Here is a 25401-nt window from a genome sequence, read left to right as displayed (position 1 = left end):
TGGATGCAGGCTCCGTCCATCGCGGGAGGAGAGCACTCCATGAGCAAACGTGTAACTGCAGCAGCGGCCGCATTCCTGGTATCTGCATGCACCTTGGTCGCCGCGTGCGCGGACGACGCGGGGGCGCCGCAGGATGGGAATCGGGGCCCGGATGGCGGCGACTCCGGCAATGCCCCGGGCCCGGACGGAGGTTCTGGGATCGGTGATGTCGACGGCGGCGGGCCGGGAGGAAACGACGTGTGCGCGCACTCCGAAGCGCGTGCCTCGTCGGTCCCCGTGAACGCCGTCTTCATGTTGGATCGCTCCGGGAGCATGGGGGATCAACCGGGCGGCGAGCAAAACCGGCATACCCGCTGGGAACCGACCAAGTTTGCATTGAACTCGTTCTTTGCCGACTCGCGCACGGCCGGACTGAAGGCGGCCCTTCGCGATTTTCCGCAAATGGATGCCACGTATCCGCGAGAGCCTGTCTGTGCGCCCGAGGCATACGAGCAACCCAAGGTGGCGATGCGCCCCTTGCCGAACAATTCGTCGTTCAAGACCGCCATCGAGAACATGGGGGAGCCCGCGGGCTCCAGCACGGTGCTCTCCGCGCTTCGAGGCGCGCTCCTTCACGCCAAGGAGATCGCGGCCACCCGGCCGGGCGAACGCTCCGTCATCGTTCTCGTCACCGACGGACTTCCCGACGATCCGAGCCCTCCGCGCGACGCCTGCGAACGTGCCCCGTACGACGATATTCGGGCTGCGGCCAAATCCGCCCGCGAGCAGAATCCGTCCATTTCGACCTATGTCGTCGGCGTGGGCACCACGCGCTACCGCGACCAGCTCGACCTGGTGGCCTCCGCCGGAGGAACGGAACGAGCGTTCTGGATCGATGTTGCGGACCCTTCCAAGCTCACCGGCGAGCTTCTCGCGCGAATGAAGCAAGCCCCAACGTTCTCGTGCAGCCTGGACCTTCCTGCGCCGGCGCCCGGGAAGAAGCTCGATTTCAATGCGGTGCAGGTGACGCATACCGCCGGAAATGGCCAAACTAGGACACTTGCCTACAGCGATGCTTGCACCGGCAACCAAGGGTGGCGCTACGACAACGCGCAAACGCCCGCGCGCATCGTGCTCTGCACCGCATCGTGTGAAGCGGTGCAAAAAGACCCCGCCGCCAAAATCTCGATCGACGCGAGGTGCACGCGGCCGTAGCGAATCATCGTTAGGCACATGAGGCCAGCGCCGGGCCCGACCAGGTAAGGCCCGCTGGAAAACGTGCGCGCGACGTTGTAATAATAACGATTTGCGCCCCCGTAACCACCACGTGCTCGCGATGCTCGTTGCAGGCTGCGGACTCACCCACTGCGGGAGCTCCGCACCTCCGGCGCCGTCCGCACCCGAGCCGCCGCCGCGCGAACTCGAGGCGGCCAATCCGCCGCCGGTGGCACCCGAGCGTGCGATGCGTGTCGAAGGACAGCTCGGATCCATCGAGCCGGGGGCCGTCGATGCGGTCTTCGACCAAGCGCTCGAAGCGCTCCAGAGGTGCCATTCCGCCCGCGTTCGACAAATCCGTGCGCTGTCCGGCGACGTGAAGCTCATGTTGCGCATCGGCGAAGACGGGCGTGCGCGCTACGTCTATGTGGAGGAGACATCGCTCGGGGATCACCTGACCGAGCAATGCCTCGTGCGCGTGTTGAGCGAAACGACATGGCCTCGGCCCTCGGGCGGCGAAGCGGAAGTCCGAAAATCGTTCGGATTCGCCGCCCCGGCCAATGCCCGAAGCCCGGTGGCATGGACGGCCGACGACCTGAAGGAGACGTTTGGCCCGAAACAAGTCAAGATTCGGTCCTGCCGCGCGGGCGTCACGGGCATGTTCAATGTAACGGCCTACGTCACATCGGGGCCGCCCGCACCCGAGGCCTCGGGCGCAACGTCGAAGGCCCGCCACAAGCCGCCGCGGAAACGGCAGGTCGCAGCGAAGCACGGAAAAAAGAGCAACCTCGGTGCGGGTCACATCGTGGCGGTTGGGATCGCGCCGCCGGGGCGGGAGGGCGCCCCGGCCATCGATTGCCTCGTCGAGGCATTGAAGGAGATCCCCATGCCGGATCCCGGTCCGCGTGGGGCCAAAGTCACTTGGTCGCTGTGAGATCAGCTTCCGCAGTTGGCGCCGAATAAGACGTTCACATAGCTCTTGTTCCCATAGGCCGGCGTATTGGTGACGGCGATATCGAGTTTGTCGTCCGCATTGAATTTGCCCATGGTGAGACCAACCGCGTTCTTGTCCACCTGATGATGGATCGGTGCCTGAAAACTGCCATCTCCCTTTCCGACGAGGATGCTGGCCTTTCCATTGGTCACCACGACCACGTCCGACTTCCCGTCGCCGTTGATATCGCCCGTTGCGATCTCCCCCGCGCGTGCAATGGCATATTTCGTCGTCGAAGCCGAGAAGGTTCCGTCGCCGTTCCCCAATGAGATGCTTACGTTGGGATCCGCGGAATGGGCGACGGCAAGGTCGATTTTGCCATCCGCGTTGAAGTCGCCCGTCGCCAGCGATTGAGGCTGGTTGCCCGTCACCGTGGTGATCGGCGGCGAAAAGCCTCCCGTCCCCTTGCCCAAAAGGATGCTCACCTTGTTGCTCCCGCTGTTGGAGGCTGCCAAATCAAGTTTGCCATCCGAATTGAAATCACCGGCGGCCAGTGACGTTGGGGCATCTCCCGTCGCGTAGGTGGTCACGGCCGAGAATCCTCCGGAGCCATTTCCCAGCAAGAGACCGACGCTGTCGGTGCTGCTGGCGGCGACGGCGACATCCAGGTTGCCGTCGCCATTGAAGTCGCCCGTGCGAACGAATTCGGTGCGGGCGAACGTCGAGAAATACGCCGCGTACCCAAAGGTTCCATCGCCGTTGCCGAGCAGGATGCTCACGTTCTTTCCATCCGTGTTGGCGACCGCCAGATCGGGTTTCCCGTCGCGATTGAAATCGCCTGCGCCCACGGAGACGGGCCTGGCTCCAACGTAGTAGGTGCGCTCCGGGCCGAAGACTCCAGCTCCCTTTCCGAGCAAGACGCTCACCTTGTTGGCGTCGGAAACGGCGACGGCAAGATCGAGGTTGCCATCCGCGTCGAAGTCGGCCGTGGTCAGGGAGTCGGCTCGGCCAGCAACCGGATAACTGGTTTTCTGCGAAAGCGTGCCGCGTTCCGCCCAGAGGGAGACGTGGATGGCCGGCGGTCGTGGATTGTCCCAGGTCACCACCGCAAAATCCGAACGGCCGTCCGAATTGAAGTCGCCCGCGACGCTCGATCTTGGACTGGTGCCGCCCGAAGGATAGGTGTTCGGATCCGAGAAGCTGCCATCTGCGCGGCCGAACAGGATGCTCGCGTCGCTCGTGGAGGTATCGGAAACGAGGAGATCCGGTTTCCCATCGCCGTTGAAATCGCCGATGGAGAGAGGCCCGGGGCTGTTCTCGACGCGGTAGGAAGATTTGGCCGAAAACGTCCCGTTCCCGGCCCCCAGCATGACGTTGACATTGGTGGAATCGGTGCCCACCACGTCGGGGTTTCCATCACCATTGAAGTCGCCAATTTCGAGGGAGTTGTATGCGGTGTATCGGGTCGTGCCGGTCGAGAAGCTTCCGTCGTCGTTCGCCGTCAAGATGACGGTGACACCATCGTATTGGGCGACGGCAAGGTCCGATTTCCCATCCCGATTGAAATCTGCCGCGCGGATCCTGCTCGGATAGATCGACAAGTAGTAGAGGGTCGTGCCTGAAAAGGCTCCGTTTCCGTCGCCCAGAAGAATGCCGAAGCTGTCTCGGTCGTTCGCAATCGCGAGATCCATGCGGCCGTCGCCATTGAAGTCGCCGGCCGTGATGGAGCTTGGATATTCGCCCGACGAGTACGTGATCGCGGGCGAGAATGAGCCGCCACCCGTGCCGAGCAAGAGACTCACGCCCTCCTCGGTGACGGCTGCGAGATCGGGGTTGCCGTCCGCGTTGAAGTCGCTCACGGCCACTTCACGCGGAGATTTGCCCGTGGGGAAGCCAAGCGGCTCCGCGAAGGTGCCATTTCCGTTCCCGAGATACACGGCGATTTTGTTGCCCCCGTACTCGGGCATCGCAAGATCGAGACGGCCATCCATGTTGAAATCGCCTTTGGCGATCGCGCCGTTTACATTGCCGACGGAGATCGTGACCCCGGGGGCGAACAAGGCATTGGTGCAGAGTAAGCTGCCGTCCGCTGCGGCGATGGCATCCGATCCCAGGGTCGCATCGTTGCTTCCGTCGTTCGCAGCGCAAGCTACGGCCAGCGTAGCCGTCAGCACGGCGAGGCCAAGCGCCCGGGGATCTTTGGACCTTTCCATATGTCGAACCTTCCTTTCGCCGTTAAGAGCCACCTGGCCCGGCGCGGTCGCACGATTTGTTCGTCCCCGGTGCGCCTGCAGTTGGCGCGATTTGGGAAGCGCGCCCGTCGTGCTCGTCAGCTGCGGCGGCGCATGTGCGAAGACCGCGCTATCGTTGGGGGACTCACGACGCGGGGTGATGCATGGCTCGAGCGATCGACTTCGAGAAAATCGGCAGACGCGCAGCCTTGGGACTCTTCGGTGGCACGGCGGCGGCGCTGGTGGCCGATGAATCCGCGCATGGCGCGCCGGGCACGGCGACCAGCTGCGTCCTCACGCCAAACGAGACGGCAGGCCCATTTTTCGTGGACGAGCGGCTCGAGCGCTCGGACATCCGCTCCGATCCGACGGACGGCACCGTCGCCAGAGGCATCCCCCTGCACCTCGCACTCGTCGTGTCTTCCCTGCGCAAAGGAACATGCACCCCGCTCTCCGGTGCCATGGTCGATATTTGGCATTGCAATGCGGTGGGCAAATACTCCGACGTCGAGGACGATACGCGTGGGAAGAAATTTCTGCGCGGCTATCAGAGGACGGACGGGCAGGGGCGTGTCGCCTTCGTCACCATTTACCCGGGTTGGTACCCGGGCCGCGCCGTTCATGTTCATTTCAAAGTTCGAACCTCGAATTCGAAGAACGCCGCCGTGTCCGAGTTCGCATCGCAGCTCTATTTCGATGACGCAACGACAAACCGTGTCTTCGCCGATCCCCGCTACGCGCACGCGGGAAAACGCATGAAGAACACCGACGACGGCTTATTCATGGGAAAGCAACTGCTGCTCGACGCGCAGCCCGATGCAAGTGGGACATACTCCGCGAGCTTCTCGATTGGGCTGCAAATCGATTAGTCTTCAATCACGGTGAGATCGAGTTGCGCGAGGCGTTCGGGGTCGCGCAGGATGTCGATCTCCATGATTCTGCGGTTCCGGACGGTGAAGGCCATGACCGCGAACGGCTTTCCTTCGAGCGTGCAGACCGCTCCGGGGGCGCCATTGACCAGGACGGGGTGCCGGAGAAGGGCGAGGCTCGAGAAGGTCTGCGCCCCACGTGCCACCTGCTCCGCGCCGCGGACTTCGAGCAATCTGCCCGTACCGGTATCGCCTCGGAGCACCACCTCCGGGTCGAGGACGGCGACGAGCCGGTGGAAGTCACCGTCACGCGCGGCCGCGAGAAAGGCATCGACGACGCTTCGCTGGACCTCCATGTCGGCGTCGGGTGTGGCGTTGCGCGCCTGAACCCGGCGGCGTGCGCGGCTCGCGAGTTGGCGAGCCGCATCGGGGGTGCGCTCGACGATGGGCGCGATCTCCTCGAAAGGCATACCGAAGACATCGTGGAGCACGAACGCGACCCGTTCGGCCGGTGCGAGCGTTTCGAGTACGACGAGAAGCGCGAGACCGACCGTGTTGGCCAGCAGGGCCCCGTGTTCCGGGCTCGTTCCGTCAGCGCGGTCGAGGATCGGATCGGGCACCCGCGCCTCGCTCCGATTTTTGCGCGAGCGCAACAGATTCAGCGAGATGCGCGCAACGACCGTCGTCAGCCATGCGGCAAGATCGTCGACGTCGTCCTCGGAGGTTCCACTGAGGCGGAGCCACGCTTCTTGGACCGCGTCCTCGGCCTCGCTCAGAGAGCCAAGCATGCGATAGGCGACGGCCCGCAGACGGGGCCGCTGTTCCTCGAACGTTTCGGCCAACCACTTTCGTCTGTCCATCCGTCACATTCCTCCGTCCTGGGGGGTCATGCATGTAAGACCCGCGACCCATCGCGGATGTGACACGAAACACCACCATCGGAGATGGATGAACCATGGAACCTCGGATGAAGAGCCCGGCTTTCACGATACCGGGCACCAGGGAAGCTCTTTTGTCGATCCACAAGGCCGCGCAAAACTGCGGTGTGCCCGCAGCGACCCACGAGCTCATCCACGCTCGCGTCGGTCAAATCAATGGCTGCGCGGTGTGCCTCGACATGCACTCTCGCTTGCTCAAGAGGCAAGGAGAGAGCGACCAGCGGATCTTTGCGCTCGCAACGTGGCGAGAGACTCCCTACTACACGGACGCGGAGCGCGCTGCGCTTGCACTTGCCGAAGCCGCGACGAGGCTCAACGATCGGGCCGATGCCGTGCCGGACGACGTGTGGAAGGAAGCATCGCGACACTTCTCCGCGACCCAGCTGGGGGCGCTGTTGATGACCATCGCGCTCGCCAACTTCTGGAACCGCCTCAATGTCCCCACGCGCCAGGTGACCGGAGACTTCGTCGAGCAGTACCTCGAGCACGCGCGATAGGAAGAATGAGACGACCATGAACAAGGAGCCGGTTACCAGCGTAGAGCACGTGATCCGCGATATGGAGGCTGCCTTTTCGCGGAATGACCTCGAGGGCGTCGTTTCGCTCTTCGCGGAAGACGCGACCATCGAGAGCTATCTGGTCTCGCGCATCTTCAATCGGGCGGAGGGGGTTTGCCGCGGTCGCGAGGAAATCCGAGAGCTCGTACGCGCGTTCATGAAGCGCGGCGTGCCCTGGGGCGGACACGAGCCGCCGCTCGTTCGAGGCAACACCGTGGCCATCGAGTTCAGGAGCGCGTCCTCCGACGCCGAGCCGTTCTCCGTGGACATCATCGAGGTGAGGGACGGCAAGATCCAGAGCCTCCGCGCCTACGCGGGCTGGCGTGCGCTCGCAGCTCGAACCGGCCCCTGATCGCGCCCAGCGCCTTCCATACATCCCATGTTTGGTGCCGGCTGTGCGGTTCAGTTGAAAAACGCCATAACGCAATGTGTTATGCGAATTTTCTGAGCGACCTGTCGAATTGACAGGGTTGGCTCCGCATGGTGTACTCAAGCTCAGTTGTTTATACATGGGATGTGTTGGAGGGTTCTCTGGCCGAAGATTCGTCGCCACGAGACGGCCCGCTCGATGGTTTGAATCGCGGGCATCGCCCACGAAACGTGAGGCGCGATGCCGCGATGCCTGATGTTGCCCGCGTGGGCCTTCGCATTATAATGACGATCGTCATTATTGTGTGAAAGGGGCTCCCACCATGAAGTGCCTTCGTTTGTGGCCCGCTTGCTTCTTGCTCATTCCCGTCGCCTGTTCGTCCGAGCCGGAGGCCAACGAGGCAGCGGCAAACGACACCGCCCCCGTCGATGCTCCCAATACGCATGCGTTCAACACATCCAGCGGTGCGTTGAATGTCGATTATGCGCAGTACCTCTCCAAGCACGACGTCGTCTACAACAAGCCGAACACCAACCCCGCCTATGGGCTCACCGTGGGAAATGGGCGCATGGGGGCGATGGTGTGGAGCAACAACGGCCTCACCATGCAGGTCTCGGGCGTGGACAGCTCCGAGCAGACGGCATTTTCGGCCGGTATCGTGAATCTGTTTACGAACCCCGGAATGGATACGGGGTATTCGACCTTCAGTCAGCGCCTCTCGCTTTACGACGGGTGGCTCACCACCCGTTACGACTCCAATCGCACCGTCACCATCATGGGGGCACCGAACTCGGAGGTGATGGGCATCCACGTCGAGGATAGCCGTGGTGGTGTGCAGAGCATTGCCCTCGATTTGAGCCTGTGGGACCTCTCGAATCTGGGCAACTCGGGGGACGTGCCCGATCTGAACACTTGGAAAACCGTCACCACCTATGCCGATGGTTCGGGTGCCGGCATCAGTCGCGGGCAGACCGACGCCAAGAACTTCGGCTACACGCTGGCGGCTTCGGTGGAAGGTGCGAATTTCAGCACCCAGACCATCAACGGAAGCAAGGTGCGGCTCAACATCACGCCGTCCTCGAGCTACACGATTTGGATCACCTGCGCCACCCGTCTCAACGCTCCGAACCACGACTCGGTTGCACAAGCGAAGAACCTGCTCAACGGCGCCAAAAGCAAGGGGTATGCAACCACGCTCGCCAGTTACAAAGATTGGTGGCATGCGCAGTGGCAGAAATCGTTCGTGCAATATTCGGGAATGTCGGGCGACGCCGATTACCTGGAGAATTTCTACTACCTGAGCCTGTACGCCATTACCGCCGGCGCGTACGGAAATTATCCGTTCCACTTCATCAATGGTGTCTTCCGCTCGACGAACGACGACACGAAGTGGAGCAACTCGTATTGGTATTGGAACCAGCGCGACGTGTACAACTCGTTCCTGTCGTCGAATCGTGCCGACATCATGAACGTGTTCAATTACATGCACAGCCGGAACTTCGATGCCCTGAAATCGTACACCCAGACGCGGTACGGCATCGACGGCATTTGGGTGCCGGAAACCATGGGGTGGGACGGCAACGCGCGCGGCACCATCAACAGCGACTACACGAAGAACATCTATTCCACGGGCACCGAAGCGGCACTGAACATGTACGCGCAGTACCGCTACACCAACGACGGAAACTACCTGCGCAACACGGCGTACCCCTTCATGCGGGAGGTCGCCAAGTTTTACACCGCGAAGCTTTCGCGCGATGGCGCGGGTAAGTACTACATGGACGTCTCGAATTCGCACGAGACGTACTGGAACGTGCGCAATGCCATTACCGATCTGGTGTCCGTGCGCAAACTCTTTCCGATTGCGATACGAACCGCGTCGTCGCTCGGACTCGACGCCAATTTGCGATCGCAGTGGCAGACGGTGCTGGACAACTTGGTTCCGTACTCGAACGACGGGACCGATTATCTGCCCCACCAGCCGCCCATTTCGCAAACACGCAACAACGAGAACGTGGCGGCCGAATTGATTTGGCCGTACAGCGTGACCGGTATTGGGTCTCCCGATTACCAAATGGCGTTGAACACCTGGAACCATCGGCCTTTCCCCTACGGCAACGTATGGGCGAACGATGCCATCCAGGCAGCCCGCCTGGGCCTGGGCAATCAAACGTACGATGGCATGAAGTTGATGCTGGCGAAGTATCAAAATTACCCCAATGGGTTCACCAACAACACCAACGGCGTGTTCGAATACTGGGGAGTGCACCTCTCGGCCACGAACGAGTCGCTGTTGCAGAGCTACAACGACAAGATTCGCGTCTTCCCCGCATTGCCCAATGATTCGCAGTTCGTGGGCCGCTTCACCTTGCTGGCCGAGGGTGGCTTCCTGGTCAGCTCGGAGAAGGAAGCCAACGAGATCAAATACGTCGGTATCAAGAGCTTGTACGGAAACGGCGCCAAGGTGGTCAACCCGTGGGGCACGCAGGAGGTTCGCGTGCGAAGGGTCTCGGACAACGCGGTGATCGCGACGACCTCGAGCAGCGAAATCAGCTTTGCAACGGCGGCGAATACCGTGTATGTCGTGGAGCGAACGGCAAAGCCGCTCTCGAGTTATTCGTATTCGAACATCACTGGTACGCCGAACCAAAGCGCGAAGTACCTGTCCGGCACCTCCTCGAGCCTGGGCATCTCGGCCACCTCGCCGCCGGACACGGGCAAATACGAAGGCGAGAAGGCCGCGCTGGTCAACTGCAATGCCTCGGACGACAATGCCGCGTCGAATCTCCAGGAAGTGATCAACCTGCGCGAAGGCTCGTCGCTGTCGTTTTCCAACGTGATTGCCGGGGGCACGCTGGACATCCGCTATTGCACGCGCAACAACCCTGGCCGGCTCGGATTGTACGTGAATGGGGCGCTCAATCAGAGGGTCGATTTTCCCAGCACCGACACCTGGAGCGGGACCTACGCGACGAAAACGGTGAGCGTGAACATCCCCAAGGGGGCCACGCTCAAGCTGCAATACGACAGCGGCGGTGCCGGCGCAAACATCGATTACATTCAGGTGCGCTGAGCCGTCATCCGTTCCAGGAGATGCCGTGCTGCGCCCTCCAGGTGCTCCTGGAGGGTGAGGACCGCTTCGTCCACCGCCTTTCGTCGAAGATGCTCCACGAGGCGGCGGTGGTCGTCGAGCCATCGCGGCTTCTTCGCGGGCATGGTGGAATACGCGCTGACGAACATCTGGCACGTTCGCCGCAGAGACTCGATCATGGCCAATTGCCGGGGGCGGTCGCCGAGGACGTAAATGGCACGGTGGAATGCCCAATCGCCGGCAGCCCAGTCGGGCGTTCCTGCGTCCAAGTCCGACTTGCGGCGGACCCGCTCGATCTCCTCCAGCGCCGTCGACGTCATGTTCCGTGCCGCCCGGCGCAGAACATCGCATTCGAGCAGCACGCGTAGGTCATAGATCTCCCGCACCTCGGCGGGACGGAGGGCGATCACCTTGGCCCCACGATGGGCCATTTCGATCAGCCCTTCGCCCGCCAAAATGCGCAGGGCATCGCGAATGGGAATGCGGCTGACCCCGAAGCGATCCGCGAGCATGACCTGCGAGAGCTCCGCGCCGGGGCTCAAGGTGCCGGCCATCAATTCGGCTCGCAGTTCAGAGGCTATTGCTTCCGGCGTCATCGTCCCGTTCTCCCGTCTTGCCGCGCTCCGATTGTGATGTATACATGTATACATCGGAGAACGACGATGGACAAGTCACACGATTTCACGGCACGGATCCTTTGGACGGGCGATCGCGGGGAGGGGACGCGGCGGTACCGAGGCTACGATCGCACCTGGCGCATCGTGACGCCGGGAAAGCCGCCGGTGGAGTGCTCGAACGACCCCGCGTTGGGCGGTGATCCGGCCAAGCCCAATCCCGAGGACCTGCTGCTGTCGAGTCTGGCGAGCTGCCACATGCTCTGGTACCTACACTTGGCGAGCAATGCCGGGATCGCGGTGAGAGCCTACGAGGATACACCGCTCGGCATTGGCGAAGTCGGGGCACGCGGCGAGGGCCGTTTCGTTCGTGCCGTGCTGAGGCCGAAGATCACGGTGGAGCGCGGTGCCGATCTCGCGAAAGCCAATGCCCTCCACGAAGAAGTGCACGAGTATTGTTTCATTGCCCGCTCCGTGAACTTCCCAATCGGCTACGAAGCGAGCTATCTCGAAGTGTAATCCCGCTCGTTCATGGCACAATGGCGCATGGCATCCGATCCCCGCCGCTTCCGCTCGCGCGACTGGTTCGACGATCCCGAACGCCTCGACATGGTGGCCATCTACCTCGAGCGCTTCATGAATTACGGGCTCACGGCGGACGAGCTCCTCGGCGGTAAACCGATCATCGGTATTGCGCAGACCGGTGGCGATCTCACGCCGTGCAACCGTGTGCACCTCGACACGGCCAAGCGCGTGCGCGAGGGCATTCGCGATGCGGGCGGTATTCCGATGGAGTTCCCTCTCCATCCCATCTTCGAGAATTGCCGGCGACCGACGGCGGCGCTGGATCGAAACCTCGCGTACCTCGGGCTCGTCGAAATCCTGCATGGCTACCCCATCGACGCGGTGGTGCTGACCACAGGCTGCGACAAAACGACCCCTGCACAGGTGATGGCCGCCTCCACCGCCGATCTGCCGGCCATCGTTCTGTCGGGCGGACCGATGCTCGATGGCTGGCACGAGGGCGAGCTCGTGGGATCGGGCACGGTGATCTGGCGTTCGCGTCGCAAGCTTGCCGCCGGCGAGATCGACCCGCGGCAATTTTTGGAGGCTGCCGCCGCATCCGCGCCATCTCTGGGGCACTGCAACACCATGGGCACCGCGTCGACGATGAATGCGATTGCCGAGGCGCTGGGCCTTTCGCTGCCCGGCTGCTCCGCCATTCCCGCGCCGTACCGCGAGCGCGGGCAAATGGCTTATGCAACGGGACGGCGCATCGTCGAAATGGCGTACGAAGATCTCAGGCCATCGAAGGTTCTCACGCGCCGCGCATTCCTGAATGCCATTGCGACGATTGCCGCCATCGGTGGTTCCACCAATGCGCAGCCTCACTTGGTGGCGATGGCGCGGCACGCGGGGGTGACCATCACGCCGGAAGACTGGATGACCTACGGCCGCGACGTCCCGCTCATCGTGAACATGCAGCCCGCGGGCAAATACCTAGGTGAGCGCTTTCATCGCGCGGGCGGCGTGCCCGCGGTCCTGTGTGAGCTTTTGCGCGCGGGACGCATCGACGGAAACGTGTCCACGGTCACCGGCCGGACGCTCGCGGAGAACATCGCAGGCCGCGAATCGACCGACCGCGACGTGATTACCACGTACGAAAGCCCGCTGCAGGAGCGCGCGGGTTTTCTGGTGCTGCGAGGCAATCTATTCGATTTTGCGATCATGAAGACGAGTGTCATCTCGGAGGACTTCCGGAAGCGCTTTCTCTCCGGCACCGATGCCTTCGAGGGGCGAGCCATCGTCTTCGACGGTTCCGACGACTACCATGCGCGCATCAACGATCCCGAGCTCGGTATCGACGAACGTTGCATCCTGGTCATCCGCGGCGCAGGTCCCATCGGCTGGCCGGGCTCCGCGGAGGTGGTGAACATGCAGCCGCCGGACGCGCTCCTCAAACGCGGCATTGCGAGCCTTCCGACCATTGGCGACGGACGGCAATCGGGAACATCGGATAGTCCGTCCATCTTGAACGCATCGCCCGAGAGCGCGGCCGGCGGCGGGCTCGCATGGTTGCGCACGGGCGACATCGTGCGCATCGATCTCGCGGCCGGGCGCTGCGATGCGCTCGTGTCCGACGCCGAAATCGCGCGCCGCAAGGCCGAGGGCACACCGCCCATTCCAGCAAGCGCGACGCCTTGGCAAGAGCTGTATCGCAACACCGTAAGCCAGATGGATAGCGGTGCCGTGATGGACCTGGCGGTGAAATATCGGGGTGTGTGTGCAAAGACACCGCGCCACAATCATTAGCGAATCACGCCTATGACGTCATGGGATCGGTGAGATCCCAGTCCGTATTGGCCATCGCACGGTGGCATAGTGGCGGAAGCCACCTTGAAGAATCGTTATCTCGACGGCATTTCTCCCATCACGATGCGCCCTGGCCTGGGGCGGAGAGAGCTCGTGGTGCTCTTCGTCCTGCTCCTCGCCGCTCTATCGCTGGCCCTGTGGGCCGTGGGCGACACCATCGCTTGGCTCCAAATCTTTGCCAACGAGGTGCCGCACCGCCCGCCGTATGGCCTTTATCTGATCCTCGGTGTCGCCGTGATTTGGGCGCGCATCGCCGTGCGGCGCCGGCGAACCCGCGAGCCGCTCGAGGCACAATGGCGCGAGGCGGAGCTCCAGTTCGCACGGGAGGGGCGAGACGCGGCCTTGTTCCTCCAGCGCATCGCGAACTCGCGGCTGCAACCCCTGCAGCGGCGCATCATGGCGCTGTTCATGCTGGGGACGGTGGCCAGCCGCAAGCGGCGATTCCGCGAGGCCGCGGAGATCTATACGGCCGTGCAGCGGGCCACCCGTGAAGCTTCCATGGGACCATTCTCCGTCGAATGGGCATTTCGCGCGGGGGCTGGCCGTGCCTTCGCCCTCGCGGCCACTGGCGCTTTGGACGCGGCTGCCCGCGAACTCGACGCGCTCGCCGCCTCCGCGAACTCCGTCCCGGGCGATGCGCGTGCCGGTTACCTGCTGGCGCATGCGCTCCTCCTCTTTCGAAAAGGCGCATACGACGAGCTTCTCCAATGGGCGGCGCATCGCGGCGCGGCCATGGACCGGTTGAGCGGGAGCCGCAACCTCACGCTTTTCTCGATGTTGATGGCGCAGGCGGTGGCCCGCACGTCGCCGGCGATGCGCGCACCGGCCGTGCGCGTTCCGGTGGAACCTCGGCTCCAGTCTTGGATCGACAAGGTCCTGGGCGACGAGCGCGCCATGGAGATCGCATGAGCGCTCGCAAGGAGGTTGAACGCCTGTTGGGGCGCCGCCTGCGGCCCATTTCGTCGAAATGGCTCGCCCTCGGCGGGTGGACGGTTTCGTTTGCCGCGTTCGCGCTCGGCATCCTCGACGGAGGGGCCCATGGGATGGCCCACGCGGGGGCATTTTTCTTCTCCTGGATCGGTGCCAACGTGCTCGTCCAATGGCTCGTTCGGTGGCGCGACGTGGGCTTGGTTCGCGATGCGAGGTCCGGCCTTGCCGTCGAGGACAATGCCAAGGTCGAGAGAGCGGCCATCGACCTCGCCACGGCACGTGCCGGCGATTACGTCGTGGCCATGGCGCTTCGCGTGCTCGGGCAACTCGCCGCCCGTCGCGCCGATTTCGATCTCGCGGCGGCCTGTTTCCTTGCCACGTTCGAACTCGAGCGACGGCGATACCGCGCCAAAACACGCGGGAGTGCGGCTGTGATCGCGGCGCTCGACGGTGCATTCTTCGTGGCGGCAAAGGGGCGTCTCGACGAGGCGAGTGCGCTCGTCGATCGCGTGGCCATCGAATGCGATGCCTGGGATCACATCGAACAGCTGACCATCGATCGCGCGTACCTCGCGGCGCGGCGTGGACACGCGCGAAAGGCGCTCGAGGTGCTCGAAGAGGAACGTACCCTGCTGGCCAATTCGACGGACGCCTTCTCGAATGCCTTCGTCCAGGCTCTGCGCGCGACGTGCCTCGAGGCCGTGGATGACGATCTACGGGCGAGGTATTCGCCTTCGTATCCCATCGTCGTGTCGGCCGCCGTCCGCGCGTACGTCGTGGCGGCGCTCCCCGAGGGCGAGAAATACCTCACCGTCGCCGCGCACGGTTGAATGGTGGCGGGCCTCGATTCGTTGGGCCCGACTCCCAAATTATTTCGGACAATATCTGGCCGAAATGCGCGGACAGCCCAAATTCCGGTGGAATGTCGAACATGCACTCCAATCGGCCAATCCGCCTTATCGCTCGGACGCTTCTTCTCTCGGCAACGCTTTTTGCAACCGCGTGCTCGCAGCCCAAGTCGCCCGAGCCCGGTGTCCAGACGGAGCCGCCGGAGAATCCACTCGCGGTCGGACAGCACACGACCATGATCGGTGGGTACCCCATCGCGTACCATGTGCATGGATCGGGTCCGGTCGTGTTCGCTCACCCCGGCGGTCCCGGCGGCGGGTGGAGCTACCTGCGCATGCCCGAGGTCGAAAAGTTCGCGACGGTCGTCTACATCGAGCCCATCGGTACCGGTGCGTCGGGGCGGCTTCCGGATCCGGCGAACTACAGTCGCTCACTGGACGTGGCGAATGTCGATGGATTGCGTGCGCATCTCGGAATGCAAAAAATCACGCTGCTCGGACACTCGTACGGTGGCTTCGTCGCATTGACCTATGCCCTCACGTATCCGGATCACGTGGGCGCGCTCGTCCTGTACGACACATCGGCCATGACGGGGCCCGATTTCGGGAAGGACGTGGCCGCGAACATGGAGTGGTTCAAAAACGAACCATGGTTCGCCGACGCCTCCAAGGCATTCGACGACATCGACACCGCTCGGACCGACCAAGAGCTCACCGCGTTCGTCAAGCGCGCTGTCCCTTTCTACATCGGCCACTGGACGGAGCGGCACGAAGCCCTCGAGGGAAAATTGCCTCCGCTCGAGTTCTTCGTCGAACGCTCCCATCGGCAAAAGGCGAACGTTCCGCAGGTGCGGGTGGTAAAGGGCGGCCAGCCTTACGATGTGCGCCCGCGCTTGGGTGAGATCAAGGTGCCCACCCTCATCATCGTGGGCGAGAAGGACTTCATCTGTTCCGCGAAGATGGCCGATATTCTTCACCAGGGCATATCGAGCTCGCGTTTGACGGTGCTGGCGGGCATTGGGCATCTCGGGCACGTCGAAACGCCGCAAGAGTATGCCCGACCGGTCCGCGAATTTCTCGCGCAGCTCGGCAAGTGAGTACCAGCTGAGTCGGTGAGCGATCAGGACACGACGCGAGAAATTCGCTCGGCGTAGAAGTCGACGAATGCGCGGACCTTGGAGGATACGGTCTTCTTCGGCGGATAGACCGCCCAGATGGCCGTGTCATCACCGCCTTCCACGGCGACCCACGCCGTCAGAATGCGGCGAAGGCCCTGCGCTTCGGCGGCGGCATCGGCCAACCAATCTGGCAGCAATGCGATGCCGCCGGCGGCCAAGGTCAATTCGAAGAGACCCTGCAGGTCGTTCATGCGAACGCGCGCGTTGGGCTCCAGCGTGATCGTGCGCCGTCCTCCGCGGAAGCGCCATGCGCTATGCTCCAGGCCCGTTCGAATCAAGCAGACGTGCTTGTCCAGCTCGTCCGGATGCGCGGGGGTGCCCTCGCGCTCCAGATAATCGCGGTGAGCGTACGCGCGGACGCGATGAGGGGCCAGACGCCGGCCCATGAGCCCCGAGTCTTTCTGCTCGCCGATGCGAACGGCGAGGTCGATGCCCCCCTCGATCAAGTTGAGTCGTTCGTCGGTGACCACGGCGTCGACGTCGATCTCGGGATAGCGCTGCAGGAAGGCGGGCAGATGCGGCAGGACGTGACGCCGACCGAAGGCAGGCGGCAAAGTCACCCGCAGCAAGCCCTTCGGCGTCTGGTTGAGCGCCATCGTGACGGCTCGCGCTTCGTCCATCGCGGAAAGCGCCAGCCGGGCATGGGCGAGAAATGTCTTGCCGCCTTCGGTGAGCACCAGCCCACGGGTGGAGCGATTGAAGAGCGCGATGCGCATGTCCCGTTCCAGATCCGCGATCTGACGCGATACCGTCGACACCTTCACTCCGAGATCTTTCGCGGCTTTGCTGAAGCTGTGTAACTCCGCGGCGCGGACGAACGCGCGGGCTGCGCCGAAATGGTCCATGCCTGCAGACTACCCCGCAATGCGCAAAACTGCTTTCGAAGCTGCGGACTACTTTACCCCACCGGGCGGCACCAACTTGACCATCGGAAGCCGGACGCCCCGTCCGAGCGAGCCATTCCAACCCGACAACCAGGAAAATTTGCCATGTCTGCCATGCCGCAAGTGAACGTGCCCTTCGTCCGCATGGACGCGGACGAAGAAGATTCGCAGTACTTCGAGTACACCTCCTCGGCCAACCCGCTGGGGGCCGGTATCATTTCCCGCGTCCCTTACCACGAGTTTCCCGCTTCGCTGTACGCCGACGGGCCGACCCGCGTCGTGACGCTGGATCTCTCCCGTGAACTCGGCACCGACTATCCGGCAACGGGGCCGAGCCTATGCGCGCGCTTCGTTCGCGTTCTCGCCGGTGAGAGCCTCCGCCTCGACGGGACGGTCACGTCACGGGTATTCTACGTGATCGGCGGCCGCGGCGAAGCGCACCAAGGCGGTGTGCGCATGCCGCTCGGCGCGGGGGACTTCGTCGCCATGCCGGGCAACGGCGACGTGACGGTGTTCGCGAACGAGACGGTCTCTCTCTATTACGTGGACGACGCGCCGCTGCTTTCCTATCTCGGTGTCGCCCCCATCGGTCCGCGCTTTGCTCCGACGCGGTATCCAGCGCATCGCGCTCTTGCGGAGCTCCGGAAGGTCGCGGCCGAGCCACTCGCGTCGAAGCGCAATCGCATCAGCGTGCTTCTCGGCAATGCTCGCTTTCCGCAGACGCGCACGGTCAGCCACGTCATGTGGGCCATGTTCGGCGCTCTGCCGGCGCAGTCCGAACAGAAGCCGCACCGTCATCAATCGATCGCCCTCGACTTCGTCGTCGATTGCGAGCCTGGCTGCTACACGCTGGTGGGGAGGGAGCTCGATGCGCAGCAGCGCATCGTCCGGCCGACGCGTGTGGATTGGAAGCCCGGCATGGCCTTCGTCACGCCGCCCGGAGCCTGGCATGCCCACTACAACGAATCGATGAAACCGGCTTCGATGATTCCGATTCAGGACGCCGGGCTCCACACCTATCTGCGTTCGCTCGACATTCGCTTCAGCGGCTGACCGCCCCCGTCGGTTACTTGGATTCGACGCGTCCAAGCGGGGTCGATCCACCCGTCAGTGCGCTTTGGGCTTTCGGCCAGGCGGAGTCTCCGGGGTAGAGCGCGGTCCGAAGATAAGCCCAGGTGAGAAGTTGGACGGCGGCCACGCGCTCGGGGTTCTCGTCCGTCGTCTCCGCGGCGTCATAACCCGACACCCCGCCCAGACCGTGCCCTGCATCGAACAGGGTGACCAGCGACTTGGGGCTAGGGGAGAGGAAGTAGGGATCGGCGTGCCAGTCCGCGCCCGCGACCGTCAGGTGAGGAGAGTCGTCCTTGTCCCCGGCGACCACGAGCGCGGGCGCCGTCATCGTGGAAAAGTCGATGGTCGAGAAGAAGGGATAGTGCTCGGCCACGAACGGGCTGACGGTGTCGCCTCGGCCTGGGGCGGCGAGCAGCACGCCCGCGTTGATCCGGGGCTCGGCGAAGTTAGCCTCCGTTCCGTCGCGGCGATCCACGTGCCGTGCGCCAAGCAGCACACTCGCGGTGTGCCCGCCCATCGAGTGTCCCATGACGGCCACCTTGCTTCGGTCCAAGCGCCCCGCGAGCCCGACGACAGCGCCCTCGACCGCGTCGAGTCCATCGAGAATGCGCTTCATGTCTTCTGCCCGCGATTGCCAGAACAGAGGTGCATCGCGGTGATCCGAGCCCCGGAACGGGAGCGTCTTCGAATCGAGATGGGTGGGCTGAATCACGACGAAGCCGCGCGCCGCGAAATAGTTGGCGAGTGGGGCGTAGCCATTCAAGGAGGAGAGATGGTTGGAGGGCCCATGGCCGTGCGAGATCAGCAGGATGGGCAGCTCGCTTCCGGTCACGGGCGCGGAGACCCGCATCTGGAGATCGACGGGGCGGCCACGGGCCGGGAGCACGATCGGGCTGACGGAAAGGACCGGGGCGCTGGAGGTGTCGGCTGCGGGGATCGGTTCGTTCATGACGTGGATTTCCTACCTCCCGCCGCGGCCCTTCGATTGGAAGGACCGGACATTTCACCGGTCCGTCTCCTGCTGACTTGAAGGGCCGCGATGGACGCGCAAGAGTACGAGGGTGTTGCCCACGATGGACTCCGGCGCCGCGACGTTCTCGCTTTCCCGCTTCGTGGAGGATGTTCGCGCCCTCGTGCCCGCCGCCGGAAGTGCACGTCCCGTGGACCGGCTGCCCGACGGCAGAACCACCCTTGTTTTTCGCGCGCTCGGGGACGGGCGGAACGGGGATGTGTCCGTCGCAGGTCCGCGAACGCGGGCGCTGTTCAAGAATGCGACCGGCCTCGTGCGGGCGTTGGTGATTCAGTTCAAACCAGGCTGGTCGGCGCCGCTACTGGGCGTGCCCGCGAACGAGCTGACGGACCGCATCGTCCCGCTGGAAGACGTCTGGGGCCGTTCGGGCGAAGACCTTTGTCTCGAGCTTCTCGAGGCGCGAAGCCTGCCGGACGTGTTTGCCCGAGTCTCGCGGGCCATCGCGCTTCGGACCCGTGATGGCTTCGAGCCGGCATCGGCACGGCTCGCTCGTCGCGCAGTTCGCTTGCTCGAAGGAGACGAGGTTCGGGTCGAGGCCGTGGCGGAGCGTCTTGGCGTCACCTCGCGGCATCTTCGTCGCGCCTTCGTGGAGAGCGTCGGCATCGGGCCAAAAGATTTCGCGCGGACCGTCCGCCTGCAGCGCGCCGTGCGGATGGCCGCCACCTCGAAGGACTGGGCACGCATCGCCGCAGACGCGGGCTACTACGACCAGGCCCACCTCATTGCCGACTTTCGCGACCTCGTCGGCCTCACCCCGGGCGCCTTCCTCAAGCGTGCACGTGCAATCCCACCAGAACGTGGCATTTTGCGGTGGTGCCTCTGACGTCGCATGGCAGTTGGAAGTTCACCGCGGGCCTGATCCTCTTCGGCGCCCTCTTGATCGCACTTTATTGGATCATTTGGTTCTTCGTCGATCGATCCATTCTGGCCAGTCAAACGACGGATGCATACTACATCTTCGAGAACTCCTTTCCGGCGGCGGATGCTTGGCTTGCCGGGACCAGCATCGTAGGCGCCATCGGCCTTCTCCGAAGGAGAGCGTGGGGATTGTTCGCGACGACGTTGGCTTCGAGCTCGGCGATCTACCTTGGATGCATGGACGTGCTCTACAATCTTCAAAACGGTGTTTACGCCATGCCCGACAAAGGTGCGGTGGGGGCCGAGATGGGGATCAACGTGCTCTCCTTCGGTATTGGCATTTATTGCATCTTGTTCACCTGGCAAAACCGCGCATCGTTCGCGCGCTAAATCGGTGAGGAGGATCCTGCAAAGGAAGAGGAACGCTTTGGCGCACGCCCTCGCAAACCTTGGTATCTTGGCAATTCAACCGGAGATATTCGATGACGAGTAGAATCGTGGTGATCGGTCCGGGAGCCATCGGTCTGTGCGTTGGCGCGGCGCTGATGGCAGGTGGTCACGAGGTGACCTTTCTCTCGCGCCAGCCGTTTGCGAGCCTCTCCGTCGCGCGCAAGGGCGATCCGGTGCAGGTCGTGCCGGCGCGCGTGGTGACGACACCCGATCGACCGGGAGAGTGCGACTGGGTGTTCTTGTGCGTCAAGGCGCATCAGGTACCGTCGACGGCCGAGGCCCTGCGCGCCGCCGTGGGGCCGCGCACGCGATTGGCCATTCTGCAAAATGGTGTCGAGCACCTCGAGAATGTCGCTCCCTTCGTGCCCGCGAACACGGATTGCGTGCCCGTCATGATTGACCTGCCCGCCACCCGCCACCAGATCGGAGTGGCCGAGTGGACGCGCCATGCGCGCGCCAGCGTCCCCAAAGGTCCGTCGGGTGAGGCTTTTTGCGCGCTGCTGGAGGGATCGTTCATCGCGGCAAGCGTCAGCGACGACTGGCGCAGTCAGGCTTGGCGCAAGCTGTGTATCAATGCACCGGCCGGCGCCATTCTGGCCCTGACCGGCCAGCCCATGGGCGTATTTCACCGGCCCGGCGTGGCCGAGATCGCTCGAGCCATCTTGGCCGAATGCATCGCCGTCGGCCGCGCCGAAGGCGCACAGCTCGAGGACGCGATCCTCGCAAGCCAAATGCAGGATTTCATGACGGCGGATCCGAACGCCGGAAATTCGATGTACGAGGATTGGCGCGCGGGCCGCGAAACCGAATGGAATGCCCGGAACGGCGTCATCGTGCGCAAAGGACTCGCACACGGCGTGCCGACACCGGTGAGCGCCATCCTGGTGCCGCTCTTGGCGGCTCAGAACACACGATCGACTGTGTAGATTCGTTCTGCACGGGCGCGATACCTCCTGAAGGTTTGAAGCGTATGCGATTTGATCGTATACGACAAGCCAATCCAACCAAGGAGATCGCCACGATGCAACTCGAGAAAGCCCTGTACGGGGAAAACCCCTACTCCCGACGTCGATACCTCGTCCCCGCGGCGGTGATGAGCGTTGCCGCCCTGGTGCCGCTGGTCGCCACGCAATCCGCGTGCGATGACACGACGGATCCATCCTCGAGCGTGAGCGCCCCGGCCTGTGCGCCCGTCGCGGTTTCCGCTCCGGTCGGCACGCAGGTGGAATCCGTCGTGGCGCTCCGCCAGCCGGGGGGCACGGTGAACTTTCCTCCTCCCGCGTTCGGACCAACACCGCCCCCCATCCAAGACGTTCCGGCGTACTGCGAGCAGACGGTCACCCTTACCCATCCCGGTGCCGGCGATCACGTTCGCGTGAAGGTGGCGCTGCCGGAAACCGGTTGGACCGGTCGTTTTCTGGCGCTCGGCGGCAGCGCCTACTCCGCCGGTGACTTTGGCGCCCCATTGGTGCAGGCGGCGAAGGATGGCTATGCCGCCGTATCGACCGACGCCGGCCTGCCTCTGACGTATTTCGAAACGAGTTGGGGCCTCAACGCCGACGGCACGATCAATGAGGCCTTGCTGACCAACTTTGCTTCACGTTCGGTGCACGAAGCGGCCGTCATCGGCAAGGAGGTGACGCAGAAATTTTACCATCGGCCCGTCTCGTACTCGTATTGGAGCGGCTGTTCGACGGGCGGACGTCAGGGCTACTCCGAAGCACAGAATTACCCGGACGACTTCGACGGTATCCTGGCCCGCGCCCCCGCAATCCAGTGGTCGCAATTCGCCGTTGCAGCCCTTTGGCCGCAGATCGTGATGAGCCAAGAGCACGACTTCCCCAGCAACTGCGAGTTCGACGCGTTCAAGAATGCCGCGATCCAGGCGTGCGACGCACGCGACGGGGTTTCCGATGGCCTCATCGAGCAGCCCGACGCGTGCGATTACGATCCGCGCAATCTCGTCGGCACCAAGGTCGTCTGCGACGGCCACGAGATCACGGTAACGGCTGCGGATGCGGAAGTCGTGCGTAAGATCTGGGCCGGCCCGACGGACGAACACGATCGAAAGCTGTGGCCGGGACTGCCGAAGGGCGCAGACTTCAGCGGGCTGGCCGCCACCGCGACCGATGCGAGCGGCCATCTCTTCGCGCCAGGATTCCGCGTGGCCGTAGGATGGGTTCAGACCTTCCTCGAAAAGCAGACTGGGTTCGACACGTCGAAGATCTCCTACGACCAGTTCGCCGAGCTTTTCCGGCAGTCCGTGAAGGACTATGACCGCATCATCGGCACTTCGAATCCGGACCTCTCGGCCTTCCGAGATGGCGGTGGCAAGTTGCTCACGTGGCAAGGCGCCTTCGATCAGCTGATCACGCCTGCGGGCACCACCATCGACTATCGGCAGCGGGTGGAGGCGCTCTTGGGGGGCGCACGGCGCGTGGACGACTTCTATCGCGTGTTCGTTGCACCGGGCGTGGCCCACTGCGAAGGTGGTACGGGGCCGATACCGACGAACGCCATGGATGCCTTGGTAAACTGGGTCGAGCATGGCAAGGCTCCGGACACGCTGCCGGCGGCGACGACCAACGCGTCGGGCAAGCACGTGACACGGAATTTGTGCCGATATCCGCAGATCTCGCGCTACGTGAGCCCCGGTGACCCCAATGAGGCGACGAGTTTCGAATGCGCCGATCACTGAGTTTCTCTTGGGTTCTCTCGATACTATGTCAGCAAATACGGTGATAGCGCCGAGACGCTTGCCGACAAGTGCGAACACGGTATCTTCCAGGGCCACTTCTATCCCGCGGCATCCAAGGGTGGAGCGAAGGAAGCAAAGGCGAAGCGGTGACCTCGAGCCGCGGGTGCGCGTCGCGCCCGCGATCAATTGCAGCCGGCGCCGCCTTGGGTCGACGGACCTGCCACGGCGTTGTTTCCGTGGCTGCCGGATGCCGAGGCCGCGTTCGCCTGCGCGTTGATTTGCGCGGACGACGGCACGTTCTGCCGGACCCCCACGTTCCCTAGGCCGAATGTCCTGCCCATCAAGTTCTCGCAAACACCGGTATTGCAAAACGGCCGGCTCACACCCGCGACCAGACCATGCGCGTTGTTCATGTTCGCATACGTGGCCAGGCCCGTCTCGGCGTGAAAATTCTCCCGCGTGAACCCCCAGCCGTGCGCGGCGAGGTAATCGCCCGGCGCAAGCGAGTCGGCGCGCGTCCATCCCGATGCGAGGGTCCAGTACGGGTGCCCGGCCGTGCTTCGGACGTCGCTCGCGCTCTCATCGCCTCGAGCCATGCGCACGTCGACGAGGCCCGTGGCTGGGCGGACGAAGGTGCGGAGGACCGCGCGGGTGGAGAACTCGCCGGTCTCCTCGTCGCGGGAGAGGACGCGATCGCCGGCTACGATCTGCTCGATGGGGCGTGCCCCTTCGGGCGTCGAGACGGGCGTGCCCGCGACGAAGCACTGGCCCGAGCCCGGCCGGCAGCTCGTTGCGTCGCACACCCACCCATCACCTGCGGGACTGCCGCCGCCCGCGGGGTCGACGGAATTGCCATTCGACGACACCGACGAGCTCGGCGAGTCGCCTCCGCCCCCGCTGCTGCCGAAGGAGCCGCCCCCCGGATTCGACGAAGGATCTCGCCCGAGCAGCGTGGCCGTGGCGTTGTTGGCCGCTGTGCGACCTTGCTTCCCGAGCGCGCGATAGGCGCCCGCCGCGACGGCAAGATGGCAAAGAGAAGAAGCGCGTATTCGACACTGGAGACGCCCCGCGCATCGCGAATGAGGCCAGCCAAACGAGCACGCCGCTTCTCGTCCACCATTTGGCCCACGTTGATAGGGGCGAATCGCTGCGAATCAACGAACCGAATCCGCTTCTCGACGCCCACGCCGAGCTCGCCGCGAGCCTGCCGTACGCCCGGTTTTGGGAGGGCGCGGCTTTCCCGCATTCCGTCTTTCCCGGGCCCGAGTACTTCAGCGGTGTTCTTTTTTTCATAATTTCGTCGAGCAACGGGCATTTCCCATTACGACGGTGAGCTTCGGATGAGGGACTTTGCAGCGGTGTCCGCGTAGGTATGCGGAACTGCGAAGTTGCTTGCGAATGCCCGTTTATTTGCCCGCAAGTACACGCATTTCGAACTTCGACGCACGGAGTCATTCGTAATGCGCAAACGACATCCGTTCAGCGAGGAGGACATACCCTCATGAAGTCAACTCCGTTTCTGATCGTGGCCATGTTTTCGGTGTTTGGCTGCAGCGCCCCGTCTGGAGATGAAGCCATCGGACAGGCCAGCAACGAAATCATCGGTGGCCACGATGCCACCGAGACGTATCCTTTCATGGTATCGACGCAAACCGCCCAAGGTGAGCATTGGTGCGGCGGCGCCCTGGTTGCACCGCAATGGGTCGTCACCGCGCAACATTGCCTCAACGCCATCAGCAAGGTACGAATTGGCTCCAATTCGACGGAAGGCGGCGGTGAGCTCATCGCCATCCAGCGCAAAATTGCTCATCCGTCGGACGATATCGCCTTGCTGCGCCTTGCGAGCGCCTCACGGAGCACCCCGGTGGAGCTTGCGTCGGAGGATCCCGCCGACGATTCGCCCGGGCGGATCATTGGATGGGGAACGACATCGTGGCCGCAAACCAACTATCCGACGGACCTGAAGGAGCTCGATATTCGATTCCGGCCGATCCGGGCGTGTTCCGGAGGCGAGCCGGCGGACGGCGATATTTGCATCAGCGGCACGCGCACCGAGGGCGCCTGTCACGGGGATTCGGGTGGCCCCGCGCTTTCGGGTTCGTCCGGGCATTGGACCTTGGTCGGCGCCACCAGCCGAGCGGGCAGCGGCGGTGAATGCGCGGGCACGAGCGTTTACACGGGAATCGCGGCCCACGTGCAGTGGATTCGCAGCACGATCGGCGGCTGAGAGTCTTACGGCAGTCTCGTTTTCCGTGGGGGCAACCACGATTTCGTAAAATGGAG

23 protein-coding genes are annotated in these 25401 nt (G+C 63.6%); 17 read left to right on the top strand and 6 right to left on the bottom strand.

The genetic code is table 11. From position 1 onward, the window contains the following. The first annotated feature begins 39 nt into the window (after positions 1–39). Complete coding sequence (locus LZC95_27465; protein ID WXA90188.1) at positions 40–1194, top strand: VWA domain-containing protein; 1155 nt, start codon at positions 40–42, stop codon at positions 1192–1194. Positions 1195–1285: 91 nt separating this feature from the next. After that, positions 1286–2128: an AgmX/PglI C-terminal domain-containing protein gene (locus LZC95_27460; GenBank protein ID WXA90187.1), complete on the top strand. Its 843-nt coding sequence runs from the start codon at positions 1286–1288 to the stop codon at positions 2126–2128. A 2-nt stretch (positions 2129–2130) separates the two neighbouring features. Here the strand turns inward: LZC95_27460 and LZC95_27455 are convergent, their stop codons facing one another. After that, on the bottom strand, positions 2131–4341 hold the full coding sequence (locus tag LZC95_27455) for a VCBS repeat-containing protein (GenBank protein ID WXA90186.1): 2211 nt from the start codon (positions 4339–4341) through the stop codon (positions 2131–2133). Positions 4342–4523: 182 nt separating this feature from the next. On the opposite strand from LZC95_27455, the gene LZC95_27450 reads away from it, so the two are divergent. Continuing rightward, entirely contained in the window at positions 4524–5228 is a 705-nt protein-coding gene (locus LZC95_27450) for a hypothetical protein (protein ID WXA90185.1), read from the top strand. Here LZC95_27450 and LZC95_27445 read toward each other — a convergent pair. Beyond that, complete coding sequence (locus LZC95_27445) at positions 5225–6088, bottom strand: sigma-70 family RNA polymerase sigma factor (protein WXA90184.1); 864 nt, start codon at positions 6086–6088, stop codon at positions 5225–5227. The two genes, LZC95_27450 and LZC95_27445, sit on opposite strands and share 4 nt — an antisense overlap. A 107-nt stretch (positions 6089–6195) precedes the next feature. Here LZC95_27445 and LZC95_27440 point away from each other — a divergent pair, with 107 nt between their 5' ends. The 3 genes from LZC95_27440 to LZC95_27430 all read left to right on the top strand — a co-directional run bounded on the left by LZC95_27440 (position 6196) and on the right by LZC95_27430 (position 10166). Then, complete coding sequence (locus tag LZC95_27440) at positions 6196–6663, top strand: carboxymuconolactone decarboxylase family protein (GenBank protein WXA90183.1); 468 nt, start codon at positions 6196–6198, stop codon at positions 6661–6663. Positions 6664–6679: 16 nt separating this feature from the next. Continuing rightward, positions 6680–7075, top strand: coding sequence for a nuclear transport factor 2 family protein (locus tag LZC95_27435; GenBank protein WXA90182.1), 396 nt, complete (start codon positions 6680–6682; stop codon positions 7073–7075). A gap of 340 nt (positions 7076–7415) precedes the next feature. After that, positions 7416–10166 carry a DUF5010 C-terminal domain-containing protein gene (locus tag LZC95_27430; GenBank protein ID WXA90181.1) on the top strand — a complete coding sequence of 917 codons (2751 nt, stop codon included), beginning with the start codon at positions 7416–7418 and terminating at the stop codon, positions 10164–10166. On the opposite strand, the gene LZC95_27425 is transcribed toward LZC95_27430, so the two are convergent. After that, positions 10154–10780 carry a GntR family transcriptional regulator gene (locus tag LZC95_27425; protein WXA90180.1) on the bottom strand — a complete coding sequence of 209 codons (627 nt, stop codon included), beginning with the start codon at positions 10778–10780 and terminating at the stop codon, positions 10154–10156. The two genes, LZC95_27430 and LZC95_27425, sit on opposite strands and share 13 nt — an antisense overlap. A gap of 66 nt (positions 10781–10846) precedes the next feature. On the opposite strand from LZC95_27425, the gene LZC95_27420 reads away from it, so the two are divergent. The 5 genes from LZC95_27420 to LZC95_27400 all read left to right on the top strand — a co-directional run bounded on the left by LZC95_27420 (position 10847) and on the right by LZC95_27400 (position 16046). After that, complete coding sequence (locus LZC95_27420; GenBank protein WXA90179.1) at positions 10847–11317, top strand: OsmC family protein; 471 nt, start codon at positions 10847–10849, stop codon at positions 11315–11317. A 27-nt stretch (positions 11318–11344) separates the two neighbouring features. Further along, positions 11345–13111 carry a dihydroxy-acid dehydratase family protein gene (locus LZC95_27415; GenBank protein WXA90178.1) on the top strand — a complete coding sequence of 589 codons (1767 nt, stop codon included), beginning with the start codon at positions 11345–11347 and terminating at the stop codon, positions 13109–13111. Between the two features lie 84 nt (positions 13112–13195). Further along, positions 13196–14080: a hypothetical protein gene (locus LZC95_27410; GenBank protein ID WXA90177.1), complete on the top strand. Its 885-nt coding sequence runs from the start codon at positions 13196–13198 to the stop codon at positions 14078–14080. Then, positions 14077–14931 carry a hypothetical protein gene (locus LZC95_27405; protein WXA90176.1) on the top strand — a complete coding sequence of 285 codons (855 nt, stop codon included), beginning with the start codon at positions 14077–14079 and terminating at the stop codon, positions 14929–14931. The genes LZC95_27410 and LZC95_27405 overlap by 4 nt, the downstream gene beginning before the upstream one ends. A gap of 101 nt (positions 14932–15032) precedes the next feature. Next, complete coding sequence (locus LZC95_27400; GenBank protein ID WXA90175.1) at positions 15033–16046, top strand: alpha/beta hydrolase; 1014 nt, start codon at positions 15033–15035, stop codon at positions 16044–16046. A 23-nt stretch (positions 16047–16069) separates the two neighbouring features. Here LZC95_27400 and LZC95_27395 read toward each other — a convergent pair whose 3' ends face one another. Next, on the bottom strand, positions 16070–16972 hold the full coding sequence (locus LZC95_27395; protein ID WXA90174.1) for a LysR substrate-binding domain-containing protein: 903 nt from the start codon (positions 16970–16972) through the stop codon (positions 16070–16072). 144 nt (positions 16973–17116) lie between these two features. On the opposite strand from LZC95_27395, the gene LZC95_27390 reads away from it, so the two are divergent. Then, positions 17117–18064 carry a cupin domain-containing protein gene (locus LZC95_27390; protein WXA90173.1) on the top strand — a complete coding sequence of 316 codons (948 nt, stop codon included), beginning with the start codon at positions 17117–17119 and terminating at the stop codon, positions 18062–18064. 13 nt (positions 18065–18077) lie between these two features. On the opposite strand, the gene LZC95_27385 is transcribed toward LZC95_27390, so the two are convergent. Beyond that, positions 18078–19031 carry a chlorophyllase gene (locus tag LZC95_27385; protein WXA90172.1) on the bottom strand — a complete coding sequence of 318 codons (954 nt, stop codon included), beginning with the start codon at positions 19029–19031 and terminating at the stop codon, positions 18078–18080. Between the two features lie 124 nt (positions 19032–19155). Between LZC95_27385 and LZC95_27380 the strand changes: the two genes are divergently transcribed. From LZC95_27380 to LZC95_27365, 4 genes are all read left to right on the top strand, one after another. Further along, positions 19156–19935, top strand: coding sequence for an AraC family transcriptional regulator (locus LZC95_27380; GenBank protein ID WXA90171.1), 780 nt, complete (start codon positions 19156–19158; stop codon positions 19933–19935). Continuing rightward, on the top strand, positions 19923–20360 hold the full coding sequence (locus LZC95_27375; protein ID WXA90170.1) for a hypothetical protein: 438 nt from the start codon (positions 19923–19925) through the stop codon (positions 20358–20360). Before LZC95_27380 ends, LZC95_27375 begins: the two co-directional genes overlap by 13 nt. Before the next feature lie 92 nt (positions 20361–20452). Beyond that, positions 20453–21346 carry a 2-dehydropantoate 2-reductase gene (locus tag LZC95_27370; protein WXA90169.1) on the top strand — a complete coding sequence of 298 codons (894 nt, stop codon included), beginning with the start codon at positions 20453–20455 and terminating at the stop codon, positions 21344–21346. A gap of 95 nt (positions 21347–21441) precedes the next feature. Next, positions 21442–23118 (top strand): tannase/feruloyl esterase family alpha/beta hydrolase, encoded by a 1677-nt coding sequence (locus tag LZC95_27365; protein ID WXA90168.1) that lies wholly within the window; start codon positions 21442–21444, stop codon positions 23116–23118. Between the two features lie 182 nt (positions 23119–23300). Here LZC95_27365 and LZC95_27360 read toward each other — a convergent pair whose 3' ends face one another. After that, the gene (locus LZC95_27360; GenBank protein WXA90167.1) at positions 23301–23984 is read right to left on the bottom strand and encodes an HINT domain-containing protein; all 684 of its coding nucleotides are present in this window, start codon (positions 23982–23984) and stop codon (positions 23301–23303) included. 635 nt (positions 23985–24619) lie between these two features. Between LZC95_27360 and LZC95_27355 the strand changes: the two genes are divergently transcribed. Next, on the top strand, positions 24620–25345 hold the full coding sequence (locus LZC95_27355) for a serine protease (protein WXA90166.1): 726 nt from the start codon (positions 24620–24622) through the stop codon (positions 25343–25345). Positions 25346–25401 lie beyond the last annotated feature (56 nt).

The sequence above is a fragment of the Sorangiineae bacterium MSr12523 genome (genome assembly GCA_037157775.1).
Lineage (GTDB): Bacteria > Myxococcota_A > Polyangia > Polyangiales > Polyangiaceae > Pendulispora > Pendulispora brunnea.
The sequence above is the reverse complement of the archived record's forward strand: the minus strand, read 5'-3'. Positions and strand labels throughout refer to the sequence as shown.

Bases quoted from the DNA above. Each gene is read 5' to 3' on its own strand.
- LZC95_27465 (WXA90188.1), top strand. From the start codon at position 40: ATGAGCAAACGTGTAACTGCAGCAGCGGCCGCATTCCTGGTATCTGCA.
- LZC95_27455 (WXA90186.1), bottom strand. From the start codon at position 4,341: ATGGAAAGGTCCAAAGATCCCCGGGCGCTTGGCCTCGCCGTGCTGACG.
- LZC95_27450 (WXA90185.1), top strand. From the start codon at position 4,524: ATGGCTCGAGCGATCGACTTCGAGAAAATCGGCAGACGCGCAGCCTTG.
- LZC95_27445 (WXA90184.1), bottom strand. From the start codon at position 6,088: ATGGACAGACGAAAGTGGTTGGCCGAAACGTTCGAGGAACAGCGGCCC.
- LZC95_27440 (WXA90183.1), top strand. From the start codon at position 6,196: ATGAAGAGCCCGGCTTTCACGATACCGGGCACCAGGGAAGCTCTTTTG.
- LZC95_27435 (WXA90182.1), top strand. From the start codon at position 6,680: ATGAACAAGGAGCCGGTTACCAGCGTAGAGCACGTGATCCGCGATATG.
- LZC95_27430 (WXA90181.1), top strand. From the start codon at position 7,416: ATGAAGTGCCTTCGTTTGTGGCCCGCTTGCTTCTTGCTCATTCCCGTC.
- LZC95_27425 (WXA90180.1), bottom strand. From the start codon at position 10,780: ATGACGCCGGAAGCAATAGCCTCTGAACTGCGAGCCGAATTGATGGCC.
- LZC95_27420 (WXA90179.1), top strand. From the start codon at position 10,847: ATGGACAAGTCACACGATTTCACGGCACGGATCCTTTGGACGGGCGAT.
- LZC95_27415 (WXA90178.1), top strand. From the start codon at position 11,345: ATGGCATCCGATCCCCGCCGCTTCCGCTCGCGCGACTGGTTCGACGAT.
- LZC95_27405 (WXA90176.1), top strand. From the start codon at position 14,077: ATGAGCGCTCGCAAGGAGGTTGAACGCCTGTTGGGGCGCCGCCTGCGG.
- LZC95_27400 (WXA90175.1), top strand. From the start codon at position 15,033: ATGCACTCCAATCGGCCAATCCGCCTTATCGCTCGGACGCTTCTTCTC.
- LZC95_27395 (WXA90174.1), bottom strand. From the start codon at position 16,972: ATGGACCATTTCGGCGCAGCCCGCGCGTTCGTCCGCGCCGCGGAGTTA.
- LZC95_27390 (WXA90173.1), top strand. From the start codon at position 17,117: ATGTCTGCCATGCCGCAAGTGAACGTGCCCTTCGTCCGCATGGACGCG.
- LZC95_27385 (WXA90172.1), bottom strand. From the start codon at position 19,031: ATGAACGAACCGATCCCCGCAGCCGACACCTCCAGCGCCCCGGTCCTT.
- LZC95_27380 (WXA90171.1), top strand. From the start codon at position 19,156: ATGGACTCCGGCGCCGCGACGTTCTCGCTTTCCCGCTTCGTGGAGGAT.
- LZC95_27370 (WXA90169.1), top strand. From the start codon at position 20,453: ATGACGAGTAGAATCGTGGTGATCGGTCCGGGAGCCATCGGTCTGTGC.
- LZC95_27365 (WXA90168.1), top strand. From the start codon at position 21,442: ATGCAACTCGAGAAAGCCCTGTACGGGGAAAACCCCTACTCCCGACGT.
- LZC95_27355 (WXA90166.1), top strand. From the start codon at position 24,620: ATGAAGTCAACTCCGTTTCTGATCGTGGCCATGTTTTCGGTGTTTGGC.